Source organism: Stenotrophomonas sp., assembly GCF_050737075.1.
In the GTDB taxonomy this organism is placed as follows: Bacteria; Pseudomonadota; Gammaproteobacteria; order Xanthomonadales; family Xanthomonadaceae; genus Stenotrophomonas.
Genome location: NZ_JBOHXV010000001.1, coordinates 43,140 through 62,199 on the forward strand (window position 1 = coordinate 43,140; position 19,060 = coordinate 62,199).

The 19,060-nt window shown below is 66.8% G+C and carries 18 protein-coding genes; 8 read left to right on the forward strand and 10 right to left on the reverse strand.

Annotated elements, in window-relative coordinates; translation table 11 throughout:
* The first annotated feature begins 155 nt into the window (after nucleotides 1-155).
* Complete coding sequence (locus tag ACREPD_RS00195; RefSeq protein ID WP_431597409.1) at nucleotides 156-2,903, forward strand: TonB-dependent receptor plug domain-containing protein; 2,748 nt, start codon at nucleotides 156-158, stop codon at nucleotides 2,901-2,903.
* A gap of 211 nt (nucleotides 2,904-3,114) precedes the next feature.
* Here ACREPD_RS00195 and ACREPD_RS00200 read toward each other — a convergent pair whose 3' ends face one another.
* Nucleotides 3,115-4,617, reverse strand: coding sequence for a YifB family Mg chelatase-like AAA ATPase (locus tag ACREPD_RS00200; RefSeq protein WP_431597410.1), 1,503 nt, complete (start codon nucleotides 4,615-4,617; stop codon nucleotides 3,115-3,117).
* A gap of 10 nt (nucleotides 4,618-4,627) precedes the next feature.
* Nucleotides 4,628-4,897 carry a ubiquinone biosynthesis accessory factor UbiK gene (gene ubiK / locus ACREPD_RS00205; RefSeq protein ID WP_421567881.1) on the reverse strand — a complete coding sequence of 90 codons (270 nt, stop codon included), beginning with the start codon at nucleotides 4,895-4,897 and terminating at the stop codon, nucleotides 4,628-4,630.
* Between the two features lie 171 nt (nucleotides 4,898-5,068).
* On the opposite strand from ubiK, the gene ACREPD_RS00210 reads away from it, so the two are divergent.
* On the forward strand, nucleotides 5,069-5,407 hold the full coding sequence (locus ACREPD_RS00210; RefSeq protein ID WP_068854331.1) for a P-II family nitrogen regulator: 339 nt from the start codon (nucleotides 5,069-5,071) through the stop codon (nucleotides 5,405-5,407).
* Between the two features lie 24 nt (nucleotides 5,408-5,431).
* Here ACREPD_RS00210 and ACREPD_RS00215 read toward each other — a convergent pair whose 3' ends face one another.
* Nucleotides 5,432-6,082: an RIO1 family regulatory kinase/ATPase gene (locus tag ACREPD_RS00215; protein WP_431597411.1), complete on the reverse strand. Its 651-nt coding sequence runs from the start codon at nucleotides 6,080-6,082 to the stop codon at nucleotides 5,432-5,434.
* A gap of 459 nt (nucleotides 6,083-6,541) precedes the next feature.
* Here ACREPD_RS00215 and ACREPD_RS00220 point away from each other — a divergent pair, with 459 nt between their 5' ends.
* On the forward strand, nucleotides 6,542-7,447 hold the full coding sequence (locus ACREPD_RS00220) for an aspartyl/asparaginyl beta-hydroxylase domain-containing protein (protein ID WP_431597412.1): 906 nt from the start codon (nucleotides 6,542-6,544) through the stop codon (nucleotides 7,445-7,447).
* Between the two features lie 104 nt (nucleotides 7,448-7,551).
* On the opposite strand, the gene speE is transcribed toward ACREPD_RS00220, so the two are convergent.
* On the reverse strand, nucleotides 7,552-8,406 hold the full coding sequence (gene speE / locus ACREPD_RS00225) for a polyamine aminopropyltransferase (protein WP_431597413.1): 855 nt from the start codon (nucleotides 8,404-8,406) through the stop codon (nucleotides 7,552-7,554).
* 157 nt (nucleotides 8,407-8,563) lie between these two features.
* Here speE and speA point away from each other — a divergent pair, with 157 nt between their 5' ends.
* Both speA and ACREPD_RS00235 read left to right on the forward strand, forming a co-directional pair.
* Nucleotides 8,564-10,453: an arginine decarboxylase gene (gene speA / locus ACREPD_RS00230; RefSeq protein WP_431597414.1), complete on the forward strand. Its 1,890-nt coding sequence runs from the start codon at nucleotides 8,564-8,566 to the stop codon at nucleotides 10,451-10,453.
* 40 nt (nucleotides 10,454-10,493) lie between these two features.
* Nucleotides 10,494-10,817, forward strand: coding sequence for a DUF6122 family protein (locus ACREPD_RS00235; RefSeq protein ID WP_431597415.1), 324 nt, complete (start codon nucleotides 10,494-10,496; stop codon nucleotides 10,815-10,817).
* Between the two features lie 30 nt (nucleotides 10,818-10,847).
* On the opposite strand, the gene ACREPD_RS00240 is transcribed toward ACREPD_RS00235, so the two are convergent.
* The 3 genes from ACREPD_RS00240 to ACREPD_RS00250 are packed head-to-tail and all read right to left on the reverse strand — an operon-like array spanning nucleotide 10,848 to nucleotide 13,134.
* On the reverse strand, nucleotides 10,848-12,176 hold the full coding sequence (locus ACREPD_RS00240; protein ID WP_431597416.1) for an ATP-binding protein: 1,329 nt from the start codon (nucleotides 12,174-12,176) through the stop codon (nucleotides 10,848-10,850).
* Entirely contained in the window at nucleotides 12,173-12,835 is a 663-nt protein-coding gene (locus tag ACREPD_RS00245; protein WP_431597417.1) for a response regulator transcription factor, read from the reverse strand. The genes ACREPD_RS00240 and ACREPD_RS00245 overlap by 4 nt, the downstream gene beginning before the upstream one ends.
* Nucleotides 12,835-13,134: a PepSY domain-containing protein gene (locus tag ACREPD_RS00250; protein ID WP_431597418.1), complete on the reverse strand. Its 300-nt coding sequence runs from the start codon at nucleotides 13,132-13,134 to the stop codon at nucleotides 12,835-12,837. The genes ACREPD_RS00245 and ACREPD_RS00250 overlap by 1 nt, the downstream gene beginning before the upstream one ends.
* A gap of 138 nt (nucleotides 13,135-13,272) precedes the next feature.
* On the opposite strand from ACREPD_RS00250, the gene ACREPD_RS00255 reads away from it, so the two are divergent.
* Nucleotides 13,273-13,707 (forward strand): PepSY domain-containing protein, encoded by a 435-nt coding sequence (locus ACREPD_RS00255; RefSeq protein WP_431597419.1) that lies wholly within the window; start codon nucleotides 13,273-13,275, stop codon nucleotides 13,705-13,707.
* Nucleotides 13,708-13,766: 59 nt separating this feature from the next.
* Here ACREPD_RS00255 and ACREPD_RS00260 read toward each other — a convergent pair whose 3' ends face one another.
* The 3 genes from ACREPD_RS00260 to ACREPD_RS00270 all read right to left on the reverse strand — a co-directional run bounded on the left by ACREPD_RS00260 (nucleotide 13,767) and on the right by ACREPD_RS00270 (nucleotide 16,098).
* Nucleotides 13,767-14,264 (reverse strand): hypothetical protein, encoded by a 498-nt coding sequence (locus ACREPD_RS00260; protein WP_421567895.1) that lies wholly within the window; start codon nucleotides 14,262-14,264, stop codon nucleotides 13,767-13,769.
* Nucleotides 14,265-14,387: 123 nt separating this feature from the next.
* On the reverse strand, nucleotides 14,388-15,599 hold the full coding sequence (locus ACREPD_RS00265; RefSeq protein ID WP_431597420.1) for an NAD(P)/FAD-dependent oxidoreductase: 1,212 nt from the start codon (nucleotides 15,597-15,599) through the stop codon (nucleotides 14,388-14,390).
* A 4-nt stretch (nucleotides 15,600-15,603) separates the two neighbouring features.
* Nucleotides 15,604-16,098 (reverse strand): lipocalin family protein, encoded by a 495-nt coding sequence (locus ACREPD_RS00270; protein WP_431597494.1) that lies wholly within the window; start codon nucleotides 16,096-16,098, stop codon nucleotides 15,604-15,606.
* A gap of 178 nt (nucleotides 16,099-16,276) precedes the next feature.
* Between ACREPD_RS00270 and ACREPD_RS00275 the strand changes: the two genes are divergently transcribed.
* On the forward strand, nucleotides 16,277-16,525 hold the full coding sequence (locus tag ACREPD_RS00275) for a hypothetical protein (protein WP_431597421.1): 249 nt from the start codon (nucleotides 16,277-16,279) through the stop codon (nucleotides 16,523-16,525).
* A 147-nt stretch (nucleotides 16,526-16,672) separates the two neighbouring features.
* The gene (locus tag ACREPD_RS00280; protein WP_431597495.1) at nucleotides 16,673-19,045 is read left to right on the forward strand and encodes a DUF3772 domain-containing protein; all 2,373 of its coding nucleotides are present in this window, start codon (nucleotides 16,673-16,675) and stop codon (nucleotides 19,043-19,045) included.
* The last annotated feature ends 15 nt before the right edge of the window (nucleotides 19,046-19,060 follow it).

The window sequence follows — 19,060 nt, forward strand, 5'->3', positions numbered from 1 at the left end:
TCTAAGCGCTTGGAATTGGTTTCATTTCAAATTATTGACAATCCATTTAGATCGATCTAGAAAAGCTGCACCCCACGCCCCACGGAACCCTTCTACACACCCAACCCTCCTGCGCCCCTGCGGCGCCGGGAGACCTTGTACTGGAGATCTGCAAGATGAAGCGCACGTTGCTGTCGTTGCTGGTGTCGTCCGTACTGCTCCATCCCCTGGCCGCACAGGCACAGGCAACCCCGCCCGCTGAAGACGACACCACGCCGGCCACGCGCCAGCTCGATGCCGTGAACGTCACCGGCTCATTGATCCCCCGCGCGCAGATCGAAGGCCCTTCGCCGGTGACCACCATCACCGCCGAGAAAATCGAGGCGCAGGGCTTCACCACGGTGTTCGATGCGCTGCGCTCGCTGCCCGTGGCCAACGGCTCGGTACAGGACTCCCAGGGCACGGGCTCCTACACGCCGGGTGCAAAGGCGGTGAGCCTGTTCGGGCTCGACCCGAGCTACACGCTCACGCTGCTCAACGGACGCCCGCTCAACAGCTATCCGCTTGCCTACAACGGCAATACCAGCATCGTGGATATCGCCAATATCCCCTTGGGCATGGTGGAGCGCATCGACGTGCTGACCGGCGGGCAGTCGTCGGTGTACGGCTCATCGGCCGTGGCGGGCGTGATCAACATCGTGCTGAAAGACAAGGTGGACGGCACGCACTTCCGCTACCGCGCTGGCGGTTACAGCGACGGTGGCGGATCGAGCCAGCGCTTCATCTTCAGCAGCGGCCATACCTTCGGCAACCTCGATCTCAGCTACGGCCTGGAGTACACAAAGCAGAAGCCCATCTTCGCCTCCGACCGCAGCTACATCGACAGCGTCAACGACAGCCCGACCGGGCCGCAGGACCCCTCGCGCACGTTCCTGCGCATGCAGATGTCCCCCAATGGCTACATCGACCCCGGCCAGGCCACCTGTGCGCCGCTGTCCTACCTGTTCGGTGGCAGCACCACCTACGCGCACCGCAACGCGGCGGGAACGGGCTACTACTGCGGCAGCCCAGACAACGTCGGCACCGCCACGCTCTACAACAGGAGCGAAGACGTCAACGCCACCACGTTCCTGCGCTACCACCTCAGCGAAACCACCGAGCTGTACTCGGACATCCTCTTCAGCTTCGGCCGGCCCACCTATTCCGGCGGCAGCCCTTTCTGGAACAAGACCTTCTACAACCAGACCACCGGCAACTACGAGCAGTGGCAGCGCATCTATGCACCTGAAGAAGTGGGCATGGACGCGAAGGACCAGCGTGTCTATACCCGCTCGCTCAACATCACCGCCGGCGCCCGCGGTGGTCTGGGTGATACCGGCTTCGACTACGACGTGTACGTGAACCGCTCGAGCACCGACGTCACCCGCAAGTCCACCGACTTCCTGGCCAGGGGCGGCATTGACGACTACTACCTCGGGCCGCAACTGGGCAAGGTCAACGGCTACGACGCCTATGCGCCGAACCTGGATGTGCTGTACCAGCCGCTGACGCGGGAACAGTACGACCAGTTCAGCGGCACCAACCGCGCCGCCTCGTCGGCGTCGCGTACCGGGGTGACCGCGCTGGTGACCAACACGTCGCTGTTCGGCCTGCCTGCCGGTGACGTGGGCTTTGCGATGATCCTGCAGGGAACCCGCGAGAAGTTCTTCAACCAATCGGCCGATCCCAATGCGTCGGTCCTGTTCCGCGGCCAGACGGCAAGCACATCGGCCGAGGGCCAGCGCGACCTGTACGCGGTGGGTGCCGAGCTGCAGGTGCCGATCTTCGACACGCTCAACGCCAACCTGTCGGGGCGCTACGACAAGTATTCCCTGCAGGGCGGCGGCGGCAATGGCAAGGCGACCTGGAAGCTCGGCCTGGAATACCGCCCGATCGAATCGCTGCTGCTGCGCGGCAGCTATGCAACCGCGTTCCGATCGCCCGACATGTTCTACCTGTACTCGCGCGAAAGCAGCGGCTACACCACCAACGTGGACACCTTCCTGTGCCGACAGGCCGGTTACACCTCCGAGAACTTCGATGAGTGCCCGCAGTCCTCGCTGCAGGTACTGTCCTCCAGCACCGGCAACCGCGACCTGAAGGACATCACGGCGGAGACCTTCACCTATGGCTTCGTCTGGTCGGCGCTGGACAATGCCCTGAATCTGTCGGTCGACTACAACTCGGTGAAGATCGAAAACGAAGTCGCCATCCTCGGCACCGACAGCATCCTCGCCACCGAGGCCAACTGCCGTCTGGGAACCTCCGAGAATGGCGACGTGGCGTTCGACATCAACTCGCCGACCTGCCGCCAGATCCTCGCCCAGGTGCAGCGCCTGCCGGCCACCGACCCGCTCAACCCCAACGGCGTGTCCAAGGTCTTCTCCTACCCCATCAACCTGGCCAAGCAGCGCCAGACCGGTATCCAGGCCTCCGGCGACTACCGCTGGAAGGCGGGAAGGCTGGGCGATTTCGGCGTGAGCGCGGGCTACTACCGCCCCCTGAAGCACGAACAGCAGCAGCAGGAAGGCGACCCGGTGTACGACATGCTGTGCTGCGGTAACTCCAATGAGCTTCAGTACCGGGCAACACTGGGCGTGAACTGGAATATCGGTGCGTTCAACACCAACCTGTACGGCGTCCGCAACGCCCCGACCTGGAATGCCACGGGAGAGGAACGCAACATCGGCCCGTGGACGACCTGGAACGCCACGGTCAACTACCGCATCAACAAGCTCGCCAGCGTGCTGTTGACCGCCAACAACCTGACCAATGAGCGCCCGCCGGTGGACAACACCAACGGCAACTGGCCGTACTACGACCAGGGCGTGTACAACGCCTTCGGCCGTTCGATGTTCGTGGAGTTGTCGTTGGACTTCCAATAGCCGAACGCCGAGGTATCGGCCGCCAAGCGAAACCCGACCCTGCCGGGGAGCATCGAAGCCGGTAGGGTCGGTTCCCAAACGACTGCCGATAAAGGGCCATCGTCCGGTAACGCATGACCCGAAACGGAGCAAAGGCCGTCCCGACCAATCGTCATTCCATCATCGGAAGTGTGTAATTCAACTGTGGTGGTTCCTTGGTTTGCAGATTGATTCAGCCCGTACCACCCCGATCCACCTGCCGGTAGCTGATGGCCTCGGCCAGATGCGCGGTTGCGATCTGGTCGCAACCGGCCAGGTCGGCCACCGTCCGGGCCACGCGCAGGATGCGGTGCATGGAGCGCGCTGACAGCTGCAGTTGCTCCACGGCGGACTCCAGCAGCTGTTGGTCGTCATCCGTCAGCCGGCAGTGCTGGTCAAGCTCGCTGGGCAACAGTTGCGCATTGGGTCCGCCACTGCGCGCGAGCTGTACTTCCCGTGCGGTTACCACCCGGGCACGCACGCAGGCGCTTGCCTCACCCGGTGGCGCGTCGCTGCGCAGTTCGGACGGCTCCAGCCGGGGCACCTGCACATGCAGGTCGATGCGATCCAGCAGCGGGCCCGAGATGCGGCCGCGATAGCGCGCGATGCTGTCCTGGCTGCAGCGGCAGCGCCCGCTGCGGTCGCCGGCCCAGCCGCAGGGGCAGGGGTTCATGGCGGCCACCAGCTGGAACCGCGCCGGGAAGGCATCGGTGCGCGCGGCGCGGGCGACCATGACCGTGCCGGACTCGAGCGGCTCGCGCAGCACTTCCAGCGTGTGGCGGCTCCACTCCGGCAGCTCGTCCAGGAACAGCACGCCGTTGTGGGCGAGTGAGATCTCGCCCGGACGAGGGTGCGCGCCGCCCCCGACCAGCGATACCGCGCTGGCCGTATGGTGCGGCGCGCGATACGGGCGATGGCGCCAGCGGGCGGTGTCGATGCCGGCGCCGCTGCAGGAGGCGATGGTGGCCGTTTCCAGCGCTTCGGCTTCGGTGGCGTCGGGCAGGATGCCGGGCAGGCGCGAGGCGAGCAGGGTCTTGCCGCAGCCGGGGGTGCCGACCAGCAGCAGGTGGTGCCCGCCGGCGGCAGCCACTTCCAGCGCGCGTCGCGCCTGTTGCTGGCCGCGAACGTCGCGCAGGTCGGGCACTGCCAGCGGCGTGACCGGTGCCGGCACTGCGTGCGGCAGCGAACGGCCCGCCAGTGCGGCGCACACCTCAAGCAGGGTGCGGGCCACGCGCACGTCGGCATGCTGGGCCAGTGCCGCCTCGGCGCCGTTGCTGGCCGCGACCACCAGCGTGCGGCCCAGACCTGCGGCGGCGATGGCGGCGGGCAGCGCACCGTCCACGCCGCGCAGTTCACCGGTAAGCGCCAGTTCGCCCAGGAACTCGTAGTCGGCCAGCAGCTGGCGGTCGATCTGGTCGCTGGCGGCGAGGATCCCCAGCGCGATGGCCAGGTCGAAGCGCCCCCCTTCCTTGGGCAGGTCGGCCGGGGCCAGGTTGATCAGGATGCGCCGCTGCGGGTACTCGAACTGGGCGCAGACCAAGGCGGCGCGGACCCGGTCGCGCGACTCGCGTACGGCCGCCTCGGGCAAGCCGACGATCTGCACATGGGGCAGGCCACCGGAGAGGAGAACTTCGATCCGGACCGCGGGCGCATGGACGCCGGCGCGGGCACGGCTGTGCACCAGCGCCAGGCTCATGGGGGTTCCTTTACGGGGCCGGGCGCTCGGCCGGCGGTTGGGCGGCCGCTTCCAGCGCGGCGACGGTCTGCTCCAGCGCGTCCAGCTTCTCGCGGGTGCGCAGCAGCACGGCGCGCTGCACGTCGAATTCTTCACGGGTCACCAGATCCAGCCTGGCCAACCCGGCCTGCAGCGCGCTCTTGAACGTGGCCTGCAGTTCTTCGCGCTGCTCGCGCAGGCCCGGGGGGACCATGTCGCTCAGGCGGCGGGCAAGGTCATCAATTTGGTTGAGGTCAATCATGGTGTCTCCGCTGGTGGGGGCATTCTCGGCCTTGCCGGCCGTGACCACCATCAGGCTGGTCAGGCTTCACGGGTAAGGATAATCCGCAGCGCACAGGGTGGTGGCGTCCGCCCGCATCGCGTTCATCGGCAGACAGGCGTTATCCTCTGCCGCGAAGACAGGAGCGAACAGATGAAGATGGTCATGGCGGTGCTCAAGCCGTTCAAGCTCGACGACGTGCGCGAAGCGCTGGCCGAGCGTGGCGTCACCGGTATCACGGTCACCGAGGTCAAGGGCTTTGGGCGGCAGAAGGGTCACACCGAGCTGTACCGCGGCGCGGAATACGTGGTGGACTTCCTGCCCAAGGTGAAGATCGAGGTGGCGGTCACCGACGGCCAGGTGGACGAGGTGGTGGAAGCGATCGTCAAGGCCGCCGGCACCGGCAAGATCGGCGACGGCAAGGTGTTCGTATACGACCTGGGCAGCGTGGTGCGCATCCGCACCGGCGAACTGGACGCGGACGCGCTGTAGTGCCGGGCTCTGCCCGGCAGGCATTCAGGCCTTGAACCACCGGTAAAACCGCTTCCACGCCACGCGCACCCCGGCCACCCAGCGCGGATCGGCCACCTGTGCCGCCTCGGAGGCGCTGGGGCGGGTGCCGGTGAGGCGCTGGCGCATCTTCAGCAGGTTCTTCATGTCGCTGCGGCGCAACTGGCGCGAGACCGGGTGCACCGGCAGCCAGCGCGTGCTGCGCCAGGCCGAGGTGAAGTCCACCAGCACCGGCACGCCACCGCTGACCATCACGTTGGTGCCGTGCAGGTCATTGTGGGTGATGCCGGCGGCATGCAGCCGGCCGAGCGCATGCTGCAACTGCTCGAACACCTCGATGCCAACCGACTGGGCCGCGCTCAGCGTCTGGCCAGGGATGAACTCCATGCCCAGCGCCAAGCCGCCTACCATGGTGCCCAGCAGGGCTGGCGCGTGCTTCCAGCCGCTCAGGCGTTGCAGGATGCGCGCCTCGCGGCGAACCAGCAGGCGGGCCACCGGCGACAGCGGGGTGCCCCGATAGCGGGTGTAGTCCTTCACCACGGCTGGCCGGCCGTTGAGGCAGGTGCGGTAGACATCGGGTTCAAGCAGGCGTTCGCCGCGCTTGAGCAGCTCGGCGGGGGTGGTGTCGTCGACACACGAAGCAGCAGTTGTATTCATGACGTTTTGGGGCGACCCGGCGGTCGGCGCAAAGCGTCAGGCGTACCGGTGTTGCTGAATGGGGGAGAGCTAAGATTTCGTTAATTTTAGTACTCATGAGTACACCAAACCAGTATTTGTCGGAAAAATGTCGTAACCGGGGGTGGAACAGTTTGTCGCGGCAGCGTGTCGCAAAACGCCTGAAAAATTCTCACATTCACATTTAAATCAATGATTTGAGAATGGCTGGTAACGCCACTGGCGGGCCGGACAGTGGGCTGTTCCCCGGTCCTGTATCCGTCGGATGGACATGAATGTCCCGTCCGCCTGGCTTGACCGGGGGCAGATCGGTGCCGACCATAGCGGTGTTGAATACAGCCTGCGCGGCAGTACCCGCACCCGACGGCACGTCTCCGTCGCGCCTGGCACTCCCCCCTTTTCACCCCGATGGGTTTTCCGGCAGCGGCCGGTGGATGCTCGATGATCAAGATAATTGTGGTGGCGCTGTTCGTGGCGTGCGTGCTGTACGTGCACTACCGCGGCAAGGTGCGCGCGCGCTGGTCGCGCCAGTTGCTCGACCATTCCAGCTTCATGGCACCGATCAACGTGGTCATGTACCTGTTCTCGAAGGTGCCGACCACGCCGTTCCTGGACCCGGGCCAGTCGTTCCCGCAGCTGCAGCCGCTGCGCGACAACTGGCAGATGATCCGCGACGAGGCGCTGGCGCTGCGCGACGCGGACAAGATCGCCGCGTCCAGCAGCTACAACGACGCCGGCTTCAATTCGTTCTTCCGTCGCGGCTGGAAGCGCTTCTACCTGAAGTGGTACGGCCCCTCGCACCCGTCGGCCAAGGTGCTGTGCCCGCAGACCACCGCGCTGCTGGAGTCCATTCCGGACGTGCGCGCGGCAATGTTCGCGCAGCTGCCGCCGGGCAGCGAGCTGCGCCCGCACCGCGACCCGTTCGCCGGTTCGCTGCGGCTGCATCTTGGCCTGGCCACGCCGAATGACGACCGCTGCTACATCGAGGTGGACGGCATCCGCAAAAGCTGGCGCGATGGCGAGTGGATGATGTTCGACGAGACCTATGTGCACCATGCGCACAACGAGACCGACGCGGACCGGGTGATCCTGTTCTGCGACATCGCCCGCCCGCTGCGGTTCGGCCTGCCGGGCCTGTTCAACCGCGCCGTGGCCGCCACGCTGCTGGCCGGTGGCGCCTCGCCGAACTTCCCCGGCGACCCCACCGGCGGCGTCAACAAGGCGTTCGGTGGCCTGTACAAGGTGCGCCTGAAGGCCAAGGCGCTGCGCGCGCGCAGCGCGTTCGCCTACCACGCGATCAAGTGGGGGCTGGTGTTGCTGGTCATTGCTGGGATCTGGGCCCTTTGAGGCCCGTATCGATCAACGGTCGATACCTACCAGAACGAAAAAACCCGCGCTGTCGCCAGCGCGGGTTTTTTTAGGTACCGACCGTTGGTCGGTACGCGTTTCGATCAGCCCTTCAGGGCTGCCGCCACGAAGGGCGGGGTCACCAGCACGCCGGTATGCAGCGCGGCGGTGTAGTACAGCGTGTCGAAGCTCTTCGAGGCCGAATCGGCCTGGCGGAAGTCGAAGCTGCTCTGGCCCTTGCGCGCCAGGGTCACGCTCCACCAGCCGGTGGGGTAGCACGGCTGCGGGAACGGCAGGGTCTTGAAGGACTGGAAGCCGGCCTTGCCCATTTCCGTGCGCATTTCGTTGATCAGGTCCAGCTGCATCAGCGGCGATTCGGACTGCTGCACCAGGATGCCGTCGTCCTTCAGAGCCTTGAAGCAGCTCTCGTAGAAGGCCTTGTTGAACAGGCCCTCGCCGGGGCCGACCGGATCGGTGGAATCGACGATCACCACGTCCACGCTGCCGGCCGGGCAGTTGGCCATGTAGGCCACGCCGTCGTCGAACATCAGCTCGGCGCGCGGGTCGCCGTTGGAATCGCACAGTTCCGGGAAGTACTTCTCGGCCATGCGGGTGACCTGCTCGTCGATGTCGCACTGGGTGACGCTCTCCACGCCCTGGTGCTTGAGCACCTCGCGCAGGGTGCCGCAGTCACCGCCGCCGATGATCACCACGCGCTTGGGGGCGGCATGGGTGAACAGCACCGGGTGGCTGATCATCTCGTGATAGAAGAAGTTGTCCTTGCTGGTCAACATGATGGCGCCATCGATGGTCATCAGATTGCCCCAGTCGGTGGTCGCGAAGATCTCGATCTTCTGGAACGGCGACTGCACCTCGTCCAGCTTGCCCGTCAGGCGGTAGCCGATGGCCGAGCCGGTGCGCTCGAAGTGCTCGATGTACCAGTTGTTGTTGTCAGTCATGGGGTAACGGTCCTGTTCGGAGGGGGGGATAACGCCGGGCAGCCCTGTTCAGGTTCCAACCTGGGCACGGGCACGGGCGCGGGCGCGCATGATAACGGAGCTGTCGCCATATAGGCGTTATCATGCACCCCCTTTTTTACCAACCAGGCCCACTGAAATGACCGATTGGTCCCTCGACCAAGCCCGCAAGACCTACTCGATTCCGCATTGGGCGGATGGTTACTTCGACGTGGATCAGGCAGGACACATGGTGGTGAGACCGACTGGCCAGGACGGCCCGGTGGTGTCCTTGCCGAATATCGTGGACGCCGCACGCGCGGGCGGGGCCAAGCTGCCCCTGCTGGTGCGCTTCCCGGACATCCTCGGCCAGCGCCTCGGCAAGCTGCAGGCCGCATTCGGCCAGGCCCAGGCCGACTGGGACTACGCCGGCGGCTATACGGCGGTGTACCCGATCAAGGTCAACCAGCACCGTGGCGTGGCCGGCACCCTGGCCAGCCATCACGGCGAGGGCTTCGGCCTGGAGGCCGGCAGCAAGCCGGAGCTGATGGCCGTGCTGGCGCTGTCGCGCCCGGGCGGGCTGATCGTCTGCAACGGCTACAAGGACCGCGAGTACATCCGGCTGGCCCTGATCGGCCGCAAGCTGGGCCTGCAGACCTTCATCGTGATCGAGAAGCCCTCCGAGCTGAAGCTGGTGCTGGAGGAGTCCAAGGCGCTGGACGTGAAGCCGGGCCTGGGCGTGCGCATGCGCCTGGCCTCGCTCGGCGCGGGTAAGTGGCAGAACAGCGGCGGCGACAAGGCCAAGTTCGGCCTCTCCCCGCGCCAGTTGCTGGACTTGTGGAAGTCGCTGCGCGACACCGAGTACGCCGACTGCCTCAGCCTGCTGCATTTCCATATGGGCTCGCAGATCTCCAACGTGCGCGATATCGCCAACGGCATGCGCGAAGCCACCCGCTACTTCGTGGAGCTCTCGCGCCTGGGCGCGAAGATCACCCACGTGGACGTCGGCGGCGGGCTGGGCGTGGATTACGAAGGCACCCGTTCGCGCAGCTTCTGCTCGATCAACTACGGCCTGGATTCGTACGCCAGCAACATCGTGCAGCCGCTGGCCAACGCCTGCGAGGAGCATGGCCTGACCCCGCCGCGCATTGTCACCGAGTGTGGCCGGGCGATGACCGCGCACCACGCGGTGCTGATCGCCAACGTGTCCGAGGTCGAAGAGGCGCAGGAAGGCCGCGTGCCGGACCAGCACGACGACGAGCCGGCCGCGATCCGCCACCTGCGTGAGATCCACGACGACCTGGACCAGCGCCCGGCTGTGGAGCTGTTCCAGGAAGCCCAGCATTTCCACGCCGAAGGCCTGTCCAGCTATGCGCTGGGCCAGATCGACCTGCCGCAGCGGGCGCGCATCGACGATCTGTTCTACGCCATCGCCCACGCCGTGCGCGCGCGCCTGAGCTACGACGAGAAGAGCCACCGCCCGGCACTGGACGAGTTGAACGAGCGCCTGGTGGACAAGTATTTCGTCAACTTCAGCGTGTTCGAGTCGATCCCGGACGCCTGGGCGATCGACCAGGTGTTCCCGATCGTGCCGATCGAGCGCCTGGACGAGCAACCGCAGCGCCGCGGCATCATCGCCGACATGACCTGCGATTCGGACGGCATGGTCAAGACCTACGTCGAGAACGAAAGCCTGGATACCTCGCTGCCGCTGCATGCGGTGAAGCCGGGCGAAAGCTACCGCATCGGCTTCTTCATGGTCGGTGCGTACCAGGAGATCCTGGGCGACATCCACAACCTGTTCGGCGACACCGACGCGGTGGAAGTGCGGGCCGATGCCGGTGGTTACGCGATCACCCAGCAGCGTCGTGGTGATACCACCGATGTGATGCTCGATTACGTGGGCTACAGCCTCGCGGACCTGCGTGCGAGTTATGCCGAGCGGGTGGCAGCGGCGAAGCTTTCGCCGGCGCGTGCGCAGGAGCTGTCCGACGCGCTGGAAGCAGGCCTGACCGGCTACACCTACCTGTCCGACGAGCCGCTGGTCTGATCGGCGCGGTCGACATCAACGCGTACGGCGCGGCGGCTCGATGAGCAGCCGCGCCATCTTCCATCTGTTCCTGCATGCGGCGGTGCCGGCTTTGCTGGCGTGGATGTTCTGGCGCAAGCGGTTCCTGTCGGCCTGGGCGCTGTTGCTGCTGGGCTGGATCATCGACCTGGACCATCTGCTGGCCGACCCGATCTACGCCCCGAACCGCTGCAGCATCGGCTTCCATCCGTTGCATACCGCACCGGCGATCGCGGTGTACGCCGGGCTGTGCGTGCCGAAGAAGACCCGCCTGTTCGGGATCGGGTTGATGGTGCACATCGTGCTGGATGCGATTGACTGCTGGTGGATGCACGCGGGCAGGTAACCTGCCCGCGCAGCCGGGCAGAGCCCGGCTCTACGGCGGGGCCGGCAACGTCAACGTCGCCTGCAGCCCCGGCGTGCGATTGCGCAACGCCAACCCACCGCCGTAACTCTCGGCAATGTCGGCCACGATCGCCAATCCTAGACCGCTGCCCGGCGCGCGCTCGTCCAACCGAACGCCGCGCCCCAACACGCGTTCAAGATCGTCTTCCGGCAACCCACGGCCATCGTCGTTGACCTCGATATGGATGCGGTTCCCGGTCTGCGCGACCGTTACCTCCACCCGCCGCGCGGCCCACTTGCCCGCGTTGTCGAGCAGGTTGCCCAGCATCTCCTCCAGATCCTCGCGTGCACCGGCGAACACGCCAACCGCCTCCGCATCGAAGGCGAACACCACCTCACGCTCGCCATGCACGCGCTGCATCAACCGGCACAGCGCAACCACCACCGGTGCCACCGGCGTGCGCTGCTGGTGGTCGGCCGCCACCCCCACCGCCAGGTAGCGGTCAATGCTCGCCTGCATCCGCGCGGTCTCGCTGCGCAGCGTGCGGCGCCAGTCATTGCCGTCGCCCGCCGCTTCGGTGGTCAGCACGGTCAAGGGCGTCTTCAGTGCATGTGCCAGATCTTCGGCACTGCGCCGTGCACGCAGCACCATGCGGCCATGGTGGTCCAACAGCGCATTGAGCTCGCCCGCCAACGGCGCCACTTCCTTCACCAGGCCCTGCTGCGGGAAACGCACGTTCTCGCCATTGCGCACCTGCTCGGCGATGCGACCCAGCTCAGTCAGCGGGCGCAGCCCGTAATGCACCTGGGTGACCAGCACGGCGAACCACAGCGCGATCAGCATGATCAGCGCCAGCGCGGTGCGTTGGCGGAACGCGGTCACCTGCGCATCCAGCTGGCTGCGGTCGGTAGCCACCACCACCCGCAGCGGGGTCGCCGCGCGCGGCAGGGTGACCTGCTGGGCGAGGGCACGCAGCGGCTGCTGCAATGGGCCTGTGGTGTCGAAGGACTGGGCGGGCCCGGTGCGCAGCGTTGCGGGAACCGTGAGCGTTTCATCCCAGAGCGAACGCGATTGTCCCAGCGCCTGGCCCTGCGCATCCTGGAGCTGCCAGTAAGCGCCGGAAAAGACGCGCCGATAGCGTTCGTCGCCCAGCTCGCCGCGCACCTGCACGCCGCCCTGCGCATCGGCTTCCACCAGCGCCAGCACCGCGATCAGGTCGTTGCCCAGCTGCTGGTCCATGGCGGTACGCGCCGAACGCTCGTACATCGCGCCCAGCCACCACGTGGCCAGTGCCGAGACCAGCACCATGCCCAACCCACCGGCCAACAGCAGGCGGCTGCGCAGCGAGCGGGTCTTCATGGCTGCGCCGACAGGCGGAAGCCCTGGCCGCGATGGGTGTGGATGAGCGTGCTGCCGAGCTTGCGGCGGATCCGCCCGATCAACACATCCAGCGTATTGGACTCCGGATCGAAGCCGGCCTCATACACATGCTCGCCCAGCCGCGAACGGCTGATCACCACATCGGGGTGGTGCATGAAGTAGCTCAGGATGCGGTGCTCCTGTGGGCTCAGGGGCAGCGGCACGCCGTCCAGCTCGAAGCGGCCGGCATTGACGTCCAGCCGCAGCGGGCCGCATTGCAGGCGCGGGCTGGCATGGCCGGCGCTGCGGCGGATCAACGCGCGCAGCCGCAGCAGCAGCTCTTCGGGCTGGAAGGGCTTGGTCAGGAAGTCATCGGCACCGGCATCGAAGCCGGCCAGCTTGTCGTGCCAGCGCGTGCGTGCGGTGAGCACCAGCACCGGAAAATCGCGCCCGGCCTCGCGCCAGCGCTCGATCACGCTCAACCCATCGAGCCCTGGCAGGCCCAGATCGACAATCGCCGCGGCGATGTCCTCCACCTGGCCCTGGTACTCGGCGTCACGGCCCTCGCTGCTGTGGATCACCACGTAGCCGGCGTCCTCGAGCAGCAGCTGCAGCTGGCTGGCGAGCAGGGCATCGTCCTCGGCAAGCAGCAGGCGCATCAGTCCTCCTCCATCTTGAGCAGGCGGCCGCTGGTCGCATCATAGTCCAGTTCCATCACCACGCCGTTGGCGCCGAGGATCTCGATTTCGTACCTGCCATCGTCCAGCTCCACTTCCAGCAATTGTCCCGGGTAGCGACGCAGGGCGTCGCGCACCACCGTTTCCAGTGGCACGTAGCGGCCCTGCTGCACGGCCTGGCGCACGGCCTGCTGCTGGCGCGCGCCACCATCGAGGACCCGCATGGGGTCCTGCGCGGCGGCGGTCAACAGCAGGGGCAGGAGCAGCGACAGGGCGGGCATGGCGGCGGGGCAGGAAGGGCTGCATACGGTATACGCCGCGCGCTTAAACGGTTCCTGACAGCCGGGCTCATGGTCCGCTTAAGGGCGCTTGCCAGACTGGCGGCGCCGGGATGGTCCGGCCCTTTCAGGAACAACCCCATGACCAAGCTGATCCTCGTCGCCGCCCTGGCGGCCGCCTTCACCACCGCCCCGGCCTTTGCCGCCGACCTCTCCGCTGCCGACGTGCAGGCCAAGCTGCGCGCCGCCGGCTACACCCAGGTGCACGAGCTGGAGCGCGATGACGGCGTGTGGGAAGCCGATGTGACCCGTGCCGATGGCAGCGTGGACGATGTGATCATCGACCCAACCACGGGCGAGATCTTCGATCCACGCGATGGACGCGCCATGCTCGATGCCGGGCAGATCCTCACCCTGGCCGGCAAGGCCGGGCTGACGAAGATCGAATCGGTCGAGCGGGACGGCGCGACCTGGACCCTGGAGGCGCGCAATGCCCGCAACCAGCGCGTGGATGTACGCATGAGCGGTCACGATGGCCGTGTGCTGAGCAGCCGCCGCGACGGCTGGTGGGACTGAACCCGGACATGCAAACGGCCGGGTTTCCCCGGCCGTGCTGGTGAAGCGTGCGAAGTCGGTTACCAGCCCACGGGGGGCGGACCGTCCCAGCCACGGCCGTAACCGCCATACCCACCCCCATACGGTCCATAGAAGCCCGGGCCCTTGCCCTCGCTGATCTGGATGTTGAGGTTCATGTTGCGGGTCTTGCCGTCGTCGTTGGTGTAATTCTTGTTGAGGTTCAACTCGGCGGCGTTGTAATGCGTATTGCCGAAGTTCTTGGCGTAGCCGATGCCGGTGGTGATGCTGCCATTGACCCGCAGCTTGTCGTCGGCGATGTCGGCGATGCCGTTGGACGCGCCGTTGCGCGGGGTGGCGCGACGGCCGGTCTTGTCGCCGTAGAAGGTGCCCGGCGGGTCGCCTCGCAGGGTCGGGTCGTTCAGGTACTGCAGCGGCTGCTGCGGGAGCGACAGGTCCAGATCGGTCGCCGACTGTGGCCCAGTGGCACCGGCAGCGGACTGCGCCAGCACTACACCGGGGGCCAGCAGGCACAACAGCAGGGAAAGCGGGCGGATCATGGTGGGGCTCCGGGGCAGGCAATGCGGCCGACAGCGCTGACGCTAACAGGCGTAGGTTGAATGATGCCTGTCATGGGCTGGCGTGCAAGGGGAACCTTGCGCCGTGATCCGCGGTCGTCTGGGTCAGGTCACCCGTGCGAAGCCGAACAGGCCTTCCAGGGGATGGCGGCGGCGTTCGATGCGCGCCCGCAGCAACCCCGCGCCGATCATCGAATAGGTGATGCCGTTGCCGCCGTAGGCCATGGCGAACAGGACCCGCGCGCCCCACTGCGGGTGCGGACCGAAGAACGGCAGCCCGTCATGGGTCTCGGCGAAGGTGCCGCCCCAGGAGAACGCCGGCCGCAACGGCAGGTGCGGGAACAGCTTGGCCACCTGCTTGAGCAGCGTACCGGTCTTCGACGCCACGCGGCCGTCGCGGCGCGCCGGAATGTCCACCGTATCGTCCTCGCCGCCGACCAGCAGGCGGTGGTCGCCGGTGCTGCGCATGTACAGGTACGGGCGCGCCGACTCCCACACCATGGTATCGGCCAGCGGCCCGAGCTCGGCCGGGTCGATCGGGTCGGTGATGAAGGCGTAGCTGCTGCGGTTGCGCGCCACCCGCTGCTTCAGCCACTGCTGGCCGGCGTAGCCGGTGGCCAGCACCACGTGCCGGCTGCGGATGCGCACGCCTTCCGGAGTGGTCGCGGTGACGCCGCGTGTGGTGGGTTCCAGGGTGTGCAGCACGGTACGGTCATGCACCGGGCAGCCGCGCTTCTGCAGGCGCATCAGCAGGCGATAGGTCAGCTGATAGGGATCCACGCGCGCGGCCAAGGCACTCAGGATCGCGCCCGGGGCCTCGATGCCGTAGCCCTCGCGCACCGCATCGGCATCCAACCAGCGCACGTCGAAGCCGTGCCGAAGGCGCAGCGCGTACTCCTCCTGCAGCACCGCGCGATGGCGGCGCTTGCTGGCGTAGTACAGGCTCTGCATCGGCTGGCAGTCCACGCCGCGGAAGTCACCCGCCACGGCGCGCAGGTCGCCGATCGCCTCGGCGCAGGCGCGGTAGGCCATCACCGCGGCCGGCTCGCCGTACTGCTGGGCCAGATCGATCAGGTGGGTATCGATTTCGTACTGCAGCAGCGCGGTGCTGGCCGCCGTGCTGCCCCAGCCGATGTCGCGCTGCTCGATGAGTGCCACGTCATGGCCGTGGGCAGACAACTCGTTGGCGATCAGCGCGCCGCTGATGCCGCCACCTACCACCAGCACGTCGCAACGCAGGTCCTGCTGCAGGGGCGGGAAAGCATGCATCAGCCCATTGCTGACTGCCCAGAAGGGATAACCGCTCTTGAGGTCCATGCGGTCAGGCAGTCGGACGGCCGGTGTGCGGGGTATGGATCAACGTGGTGAGGTCGAAGCCCTGCTGGCGCGCCTGCGCCAGGTAGTGTTCCCGGGTGGTGGCGTCCAGCTGCGGTTCGCGTGCAAGCAGCCACAGGAACTTGCGGTCGGGGCTGCCGACCAGCGCCACGCTGTAGTCCGGCGCGACCTGGATGACCCAGTAGTCGCCCTTGGTGAACGGAATCCAGCGCAGGCCCTTGGGCAGAAAACTGACCTCCAGCCGCGCGCTGTCGTTGTCCACCGCGCAGGCTTCGCCTTCGGCTTCTTCGATCTCATTGCCCAGCCGGCAGCGGTTGAGCACGGCGACGTGGCCGTTCTCCTTCAGGCTGTAGTGGGCGCTGACATCGGTGCACTCGGCCGGCTCATGTTTCATGGGCAGCCGCGCGATTTCATACCAGGTGCCGAGGTACCGCGGCAGCTTGAGGTCGGGAACGGTTTTCAGGTCTGCGTGGGTGTTCATCGCATGCACGGTGGCGGAATTGATCGCCACGATGCAGATACCGACGCCACGGCAGAGTGAAGCCGATCTTGACGCGGAAACGATGTGTTGCCGTGGCGTGACGCCATGCGGATAGGCCCGACGCTATGCTGGCCAGGCGGGCGCCACGCGCCCACTCGACCCCTTCAAGGAGCTGCGTATGTATCTGGTGATTCTGCTCAAGAACGAGGGCGGCTTCGCCCGCGCACGCTGGGAAACCGTGGACGAGGTGGTGGAGCACGAAGGGGTGACGTATTCCTTGCGGGCGGGCCCGCGCCAGCCGCTGCCGACCGACCACGCGTGGGACGAGGTGGCGGTGTACGCACCGGAGGAAATCAGCGAAGAGGAGTTCCAGGACTGGTACGCGGCCCTGCGGCCGCAGGTCGAGGAGCTGCGGCTGAAGTACTGAGCGCGCATACCCGGTGTAAACGCGGCTCGGTTTATAGTTCAGGAAGGCGCGATGTGCGCGTGAACTCCAGGTGCAGGTTTGTCCTTCCGTCCTCGCTTCCCCCTGTTGCGGCCGCTGACCGCCGTGTTGCTGTTCACCTGGCTGTGCATGGTCCCCGGGGCCTGGGCGCAGACCCCGGACGATCCTGCAGACCAGGCCAAGGCGCAGCTGGCCCAGGCCGACAAGGAGCTGAAGGCGATCCGAGCCGCGCTGCCCGATGCGGATACGCGCGAGACGCTTACCCCGCTGTTTGAACGCGCGATGGCGGTGCAACGCGATGCGGACGATGCACAGGCCACGCTGCAGCCGGAGCTGGACCAGCTCGACACCCGCCTCACCCAGCTGGGCACGGTGCCCGAAGGCAGCGTGGAGGCACGCGACGTTGCCCAGCAGCGCAAGGCGCTGAACCAGCAGCGCGCCGACATCGCCGCGGCTATCGCCCGGGCCAAGCTGCTGGCCGTGGATGCCAAGCAGCTAGGCGCCGATGTCGAGAAGATGCGCGTCACCCAGCTCAGCGAGGACCTGGCCCGCAAAGTCAATTCACCGCTGTCGCCGTCGCTGTGGCGACAGTTCGCCCACGATGTGCCCACCGACCTGAAGGAACTCGGGTCGCTTTACCGGCAGGCCGAAAACACCGCGCGCAAGGCGATTGCCCAGCACGGCTGGACCGCGCCGATTGCCGGTCTCGCGGTGGCGTTGCTGATGTTCCTCCCGCTGCGGCTGTGGCTGCGTGCGGCCGGACGCAGGTATGCGGCGTCAGAGCGGGCGCCGGACGGGCGCCTGCGCCGCTCCGGTCTGGCGGTGTGGCTGCTGGTGGTGGGCACGATGCTGCCGGGCCTGGCCTGCGTGGTGTTCATCGGTGCACTGGATGCGATCGGCGCGATTCCGCCGCAGCTCCAGAAAGTGGTGTTCAGCATCGAGGTGGCGACCTACATCGCCGCCTTCATCACCGCGTTGAGCGCCGCCCTGTTGGTGCCCAAGCGCCCGTCGTGGCGCCTGCTCAACCTGGATGACACCGCTGCGTGGCACCTGCGCAAATACGCATGGGGTGCGGCCGGGCTGACCTGGATCAGCATCGTGCTGATGGCGCTCAACCGCGCCGCCCGCACCAGCGCGATCACCACGGTGGCGGTTGATGGCCTGATCGCCCTCACCTACATGGCGCTGATCATCGCCATCCTGGTCTCGTTGGGGCGCATGCACCGCCGCCAGACCGATGAGGCCGCCGCGAAGCTGGAGGCGCAGGCGCATTCCGACGGCAAGGCCAAGGGCCCGCCGCGGCGCAGTGGCTGGATCGTGGTCGCACGGCTGGCCGGGCACGTGGTCGTGGCCGCGGCGGTGATCGCCACCCTGCTGGGCTACCTCAATCTGGCGCTGTTCGTGGCCCAGCAGCTGGTCTGGGGCGCGGTGGTGCTGATGGCCGCCTCGCTGCTGCTGAAATTTGCCGACGATCTGGCCACCTGGCTGCTATGCCCGACCAGCAGTGTGGGCCGCACCGTCCTGCTGACCACCGGCCTGAGCGAGTCGCGGCTGGTGCAGGCCGGCGTGCTGCTCTCGGCCGGGCTGCGCATTGGCGTGATCCTGCTCGCGGTCATGGCGCTGACCGCGCCGCTGGGCAATCTGAGCGCGCTGTACGGTGGCCTGGATACGCTGTCCAAGGGCATCCATCTCGGCGACAACCTGACGCTCAAGCCGAGCAGCGTGCTGTACGCGGTGCTGGCCTTCCTGCTGGTCTGGGCGGTGATGCAGGCCTTCCAGCGCTGGCTGACCGATACCTACCTGCCCAAGACCGAGCTCGATGCCGGCGCGCGCAACTCGATCAGCACCGTCACCCGCTACCTGGGCATCATCGCAGCAGTACTTTGGGGCCTGACCGCGTTGGGGATCGGCTTCGAGCGCTTGGCGCTGGTGGTCAGCGCGCTGTCGGTGGGTATCGGCTTCGGCCTGCAGGCGATCACGCAGAACTTCGTGTCCGGCCTCATCCTGCTGGCTGAGCGGCCGGTCAAGATCGGCGACTGGGTGAAGCTGGGCGACCAGGAGGGCGACATCAAGCGCATCAACGTGCGCTCCACCGAGATCCAGGTGGGCGACAAATCCACCCTGATCGTGCCCAACTCCGAGCTGATCACCAAGACCATCCGCAACATGACGATGGGCAACGCCCAGGGCCGGATCCAGATCCAGTTCACGGTGCCGCTCAATACGGATGTGGCGGCGGTGCGGCAGATCCTGCTGGACACCTACACCGAGCATGTGGGCGTGCTTGCCGACCCCGCGCCATCGGTGTTCATCGACTCGATCGCCAACGGGCAGGTGGCCATCAACAGCTTCGCCTACACCTCCGGACCGCGCGCGGTGTACGGGGTGCGCAGTGACCTGTACTTCACCATGCTGCAGAAGTTCGCCGCCGCACACATCGCGTTGTCCTCGCCGACCGACATCCACCTGGTGCAGGACGGTCCGCCCGCGCACGATCCCTGAGCGCGCGGGCGGTGG

Bases quoted from the DNA above. Each gene is read 5' to 3' on its own strand.
- ACREPD_RS00195 (WP_431597409.1), top strand. From the start codon at position 156: ATGAAGCGCACGTTGCTGTCGTTGCTGGTGTCGTCCGTACTGCTCCAT.
- ACREPD_RS00200 (WP_431597410.1), bottom strand. From the start codon at position 4,617: ATGAGCCTGGCGCTGGTGCACAGCCGTGCCCGCGCCGGCGTCCATGCG.
- ubiK (WP_421567881.1), bottom strand. From the start codon at position 4,897: ATGATTGACCTCAACCAAATTGATGACCTTGCCCGCCGCCTGAGCGAC.
- ACREPD_RS00210 (WP_068854331.1), top strand. From the start codon at position 5,069: ATGAAGATGGTCATGGCGGTGCTCAAGCCGTTCAAGCTCGACGACGTG.
- ACREPD_RS00215 (WP_431597411.1), bottom strand. From the start codon at position 6,082: ATGAATACAACTGCTGCTTCGTGTGTCGACGACACCACCCCCGCCGAG.
- ACREPD_RS00220 (WP_431597412.1), top strand. From the start codon at position 6,542: ATGATCAAGATAATTGTGGTGGCGCTGTTCGTGGCGTGCGTGCTGTAC.
- speE (WP_431597413.1), bottom strand. From the start codon at position 8,406: ATGACTGACAACAACAACTGGTACATCGAGCACTTCGAGCGCACCGGC.
- speA (WP_431597414.1), top strand. From the start codon at position 8,564: ATGACCGATTGGTCCCTCGACCAAGCCCGCAAGACCTACTCGATTCCG.
- ACREPD_RS00235 (WP_431597415.1), top strand. From the start codon at position 10,494: ATGAGCAGCCGCGCCATCTTCCATCTGTTCCTGCATGCGGCGGTGCCG.
- ACREPD_RS00240 (WP_431597416.1), bottom strand. From the start codon at position 12,176: ATGAAGACCCGCTCGCTGCGCAGCCGCCTGCTGTTGGCCGGTGGGTTG.
- ACREPD_RS00245 (WP_431597417.1), bottom strand. From the start codon at position 12,835: ATGCGCCTGCTGCTTGCCGAGGACGATGCCCTGCTCGCCAGCCAGCTG.
- ACREPD_RS00250 (WP_431597418.1), bottom strand. From the start codon at position 13,134: ATGCCCGCCCTGTCGCTGCTCCTGCCCCTGCTGTTGACCGCCGCCGCG.
- ACREPD_RS00255 (WP_431597419.1), top strand. From the start codon at position 13,273: ATGACCAAGCTGATCCTCGTCGCCGCCCTGGCGGCCGCCTTCACCACC.
- ACREPD_RS00260 (WP_421567895.1), bottom strand. From the start codon at position 14,264: ATGATCCGCCCGCTTTCCCTGCTGTTGTGCCTGCTGGCCCCCGGTGTA.
- ACREPD_RS00265 (WP_431597420.1), bottom strand. From the start codon at position 15,599: ATGGACCTCAAGAGCGGTTATCCCTTCTGGGCAGTCAGCAATGGGCTG.
- ACREPD_RS00270 (WP_431597494.1), bottom strand. From the start codon at position 16,098: ATGAACACCCACGCAGACCTGAAAACCGTTCCCGACCTCAAGCTGCCG.
- ACREPD_RS00275 (WP_431597421.1), top strand. From the start codon at position 16,277: ATGTATCTGGTGATTCTGCTCAAGAACGAGGGCGGCTTCGCCCGCGCA.
- ACREPD_RS00280 (WP_431597495.1), top strand. From the start codon at position 16,673: ATGGTCCCCGGGGCCTGGGCGCAGACCCCGGACGATCCTGCAGACCAG.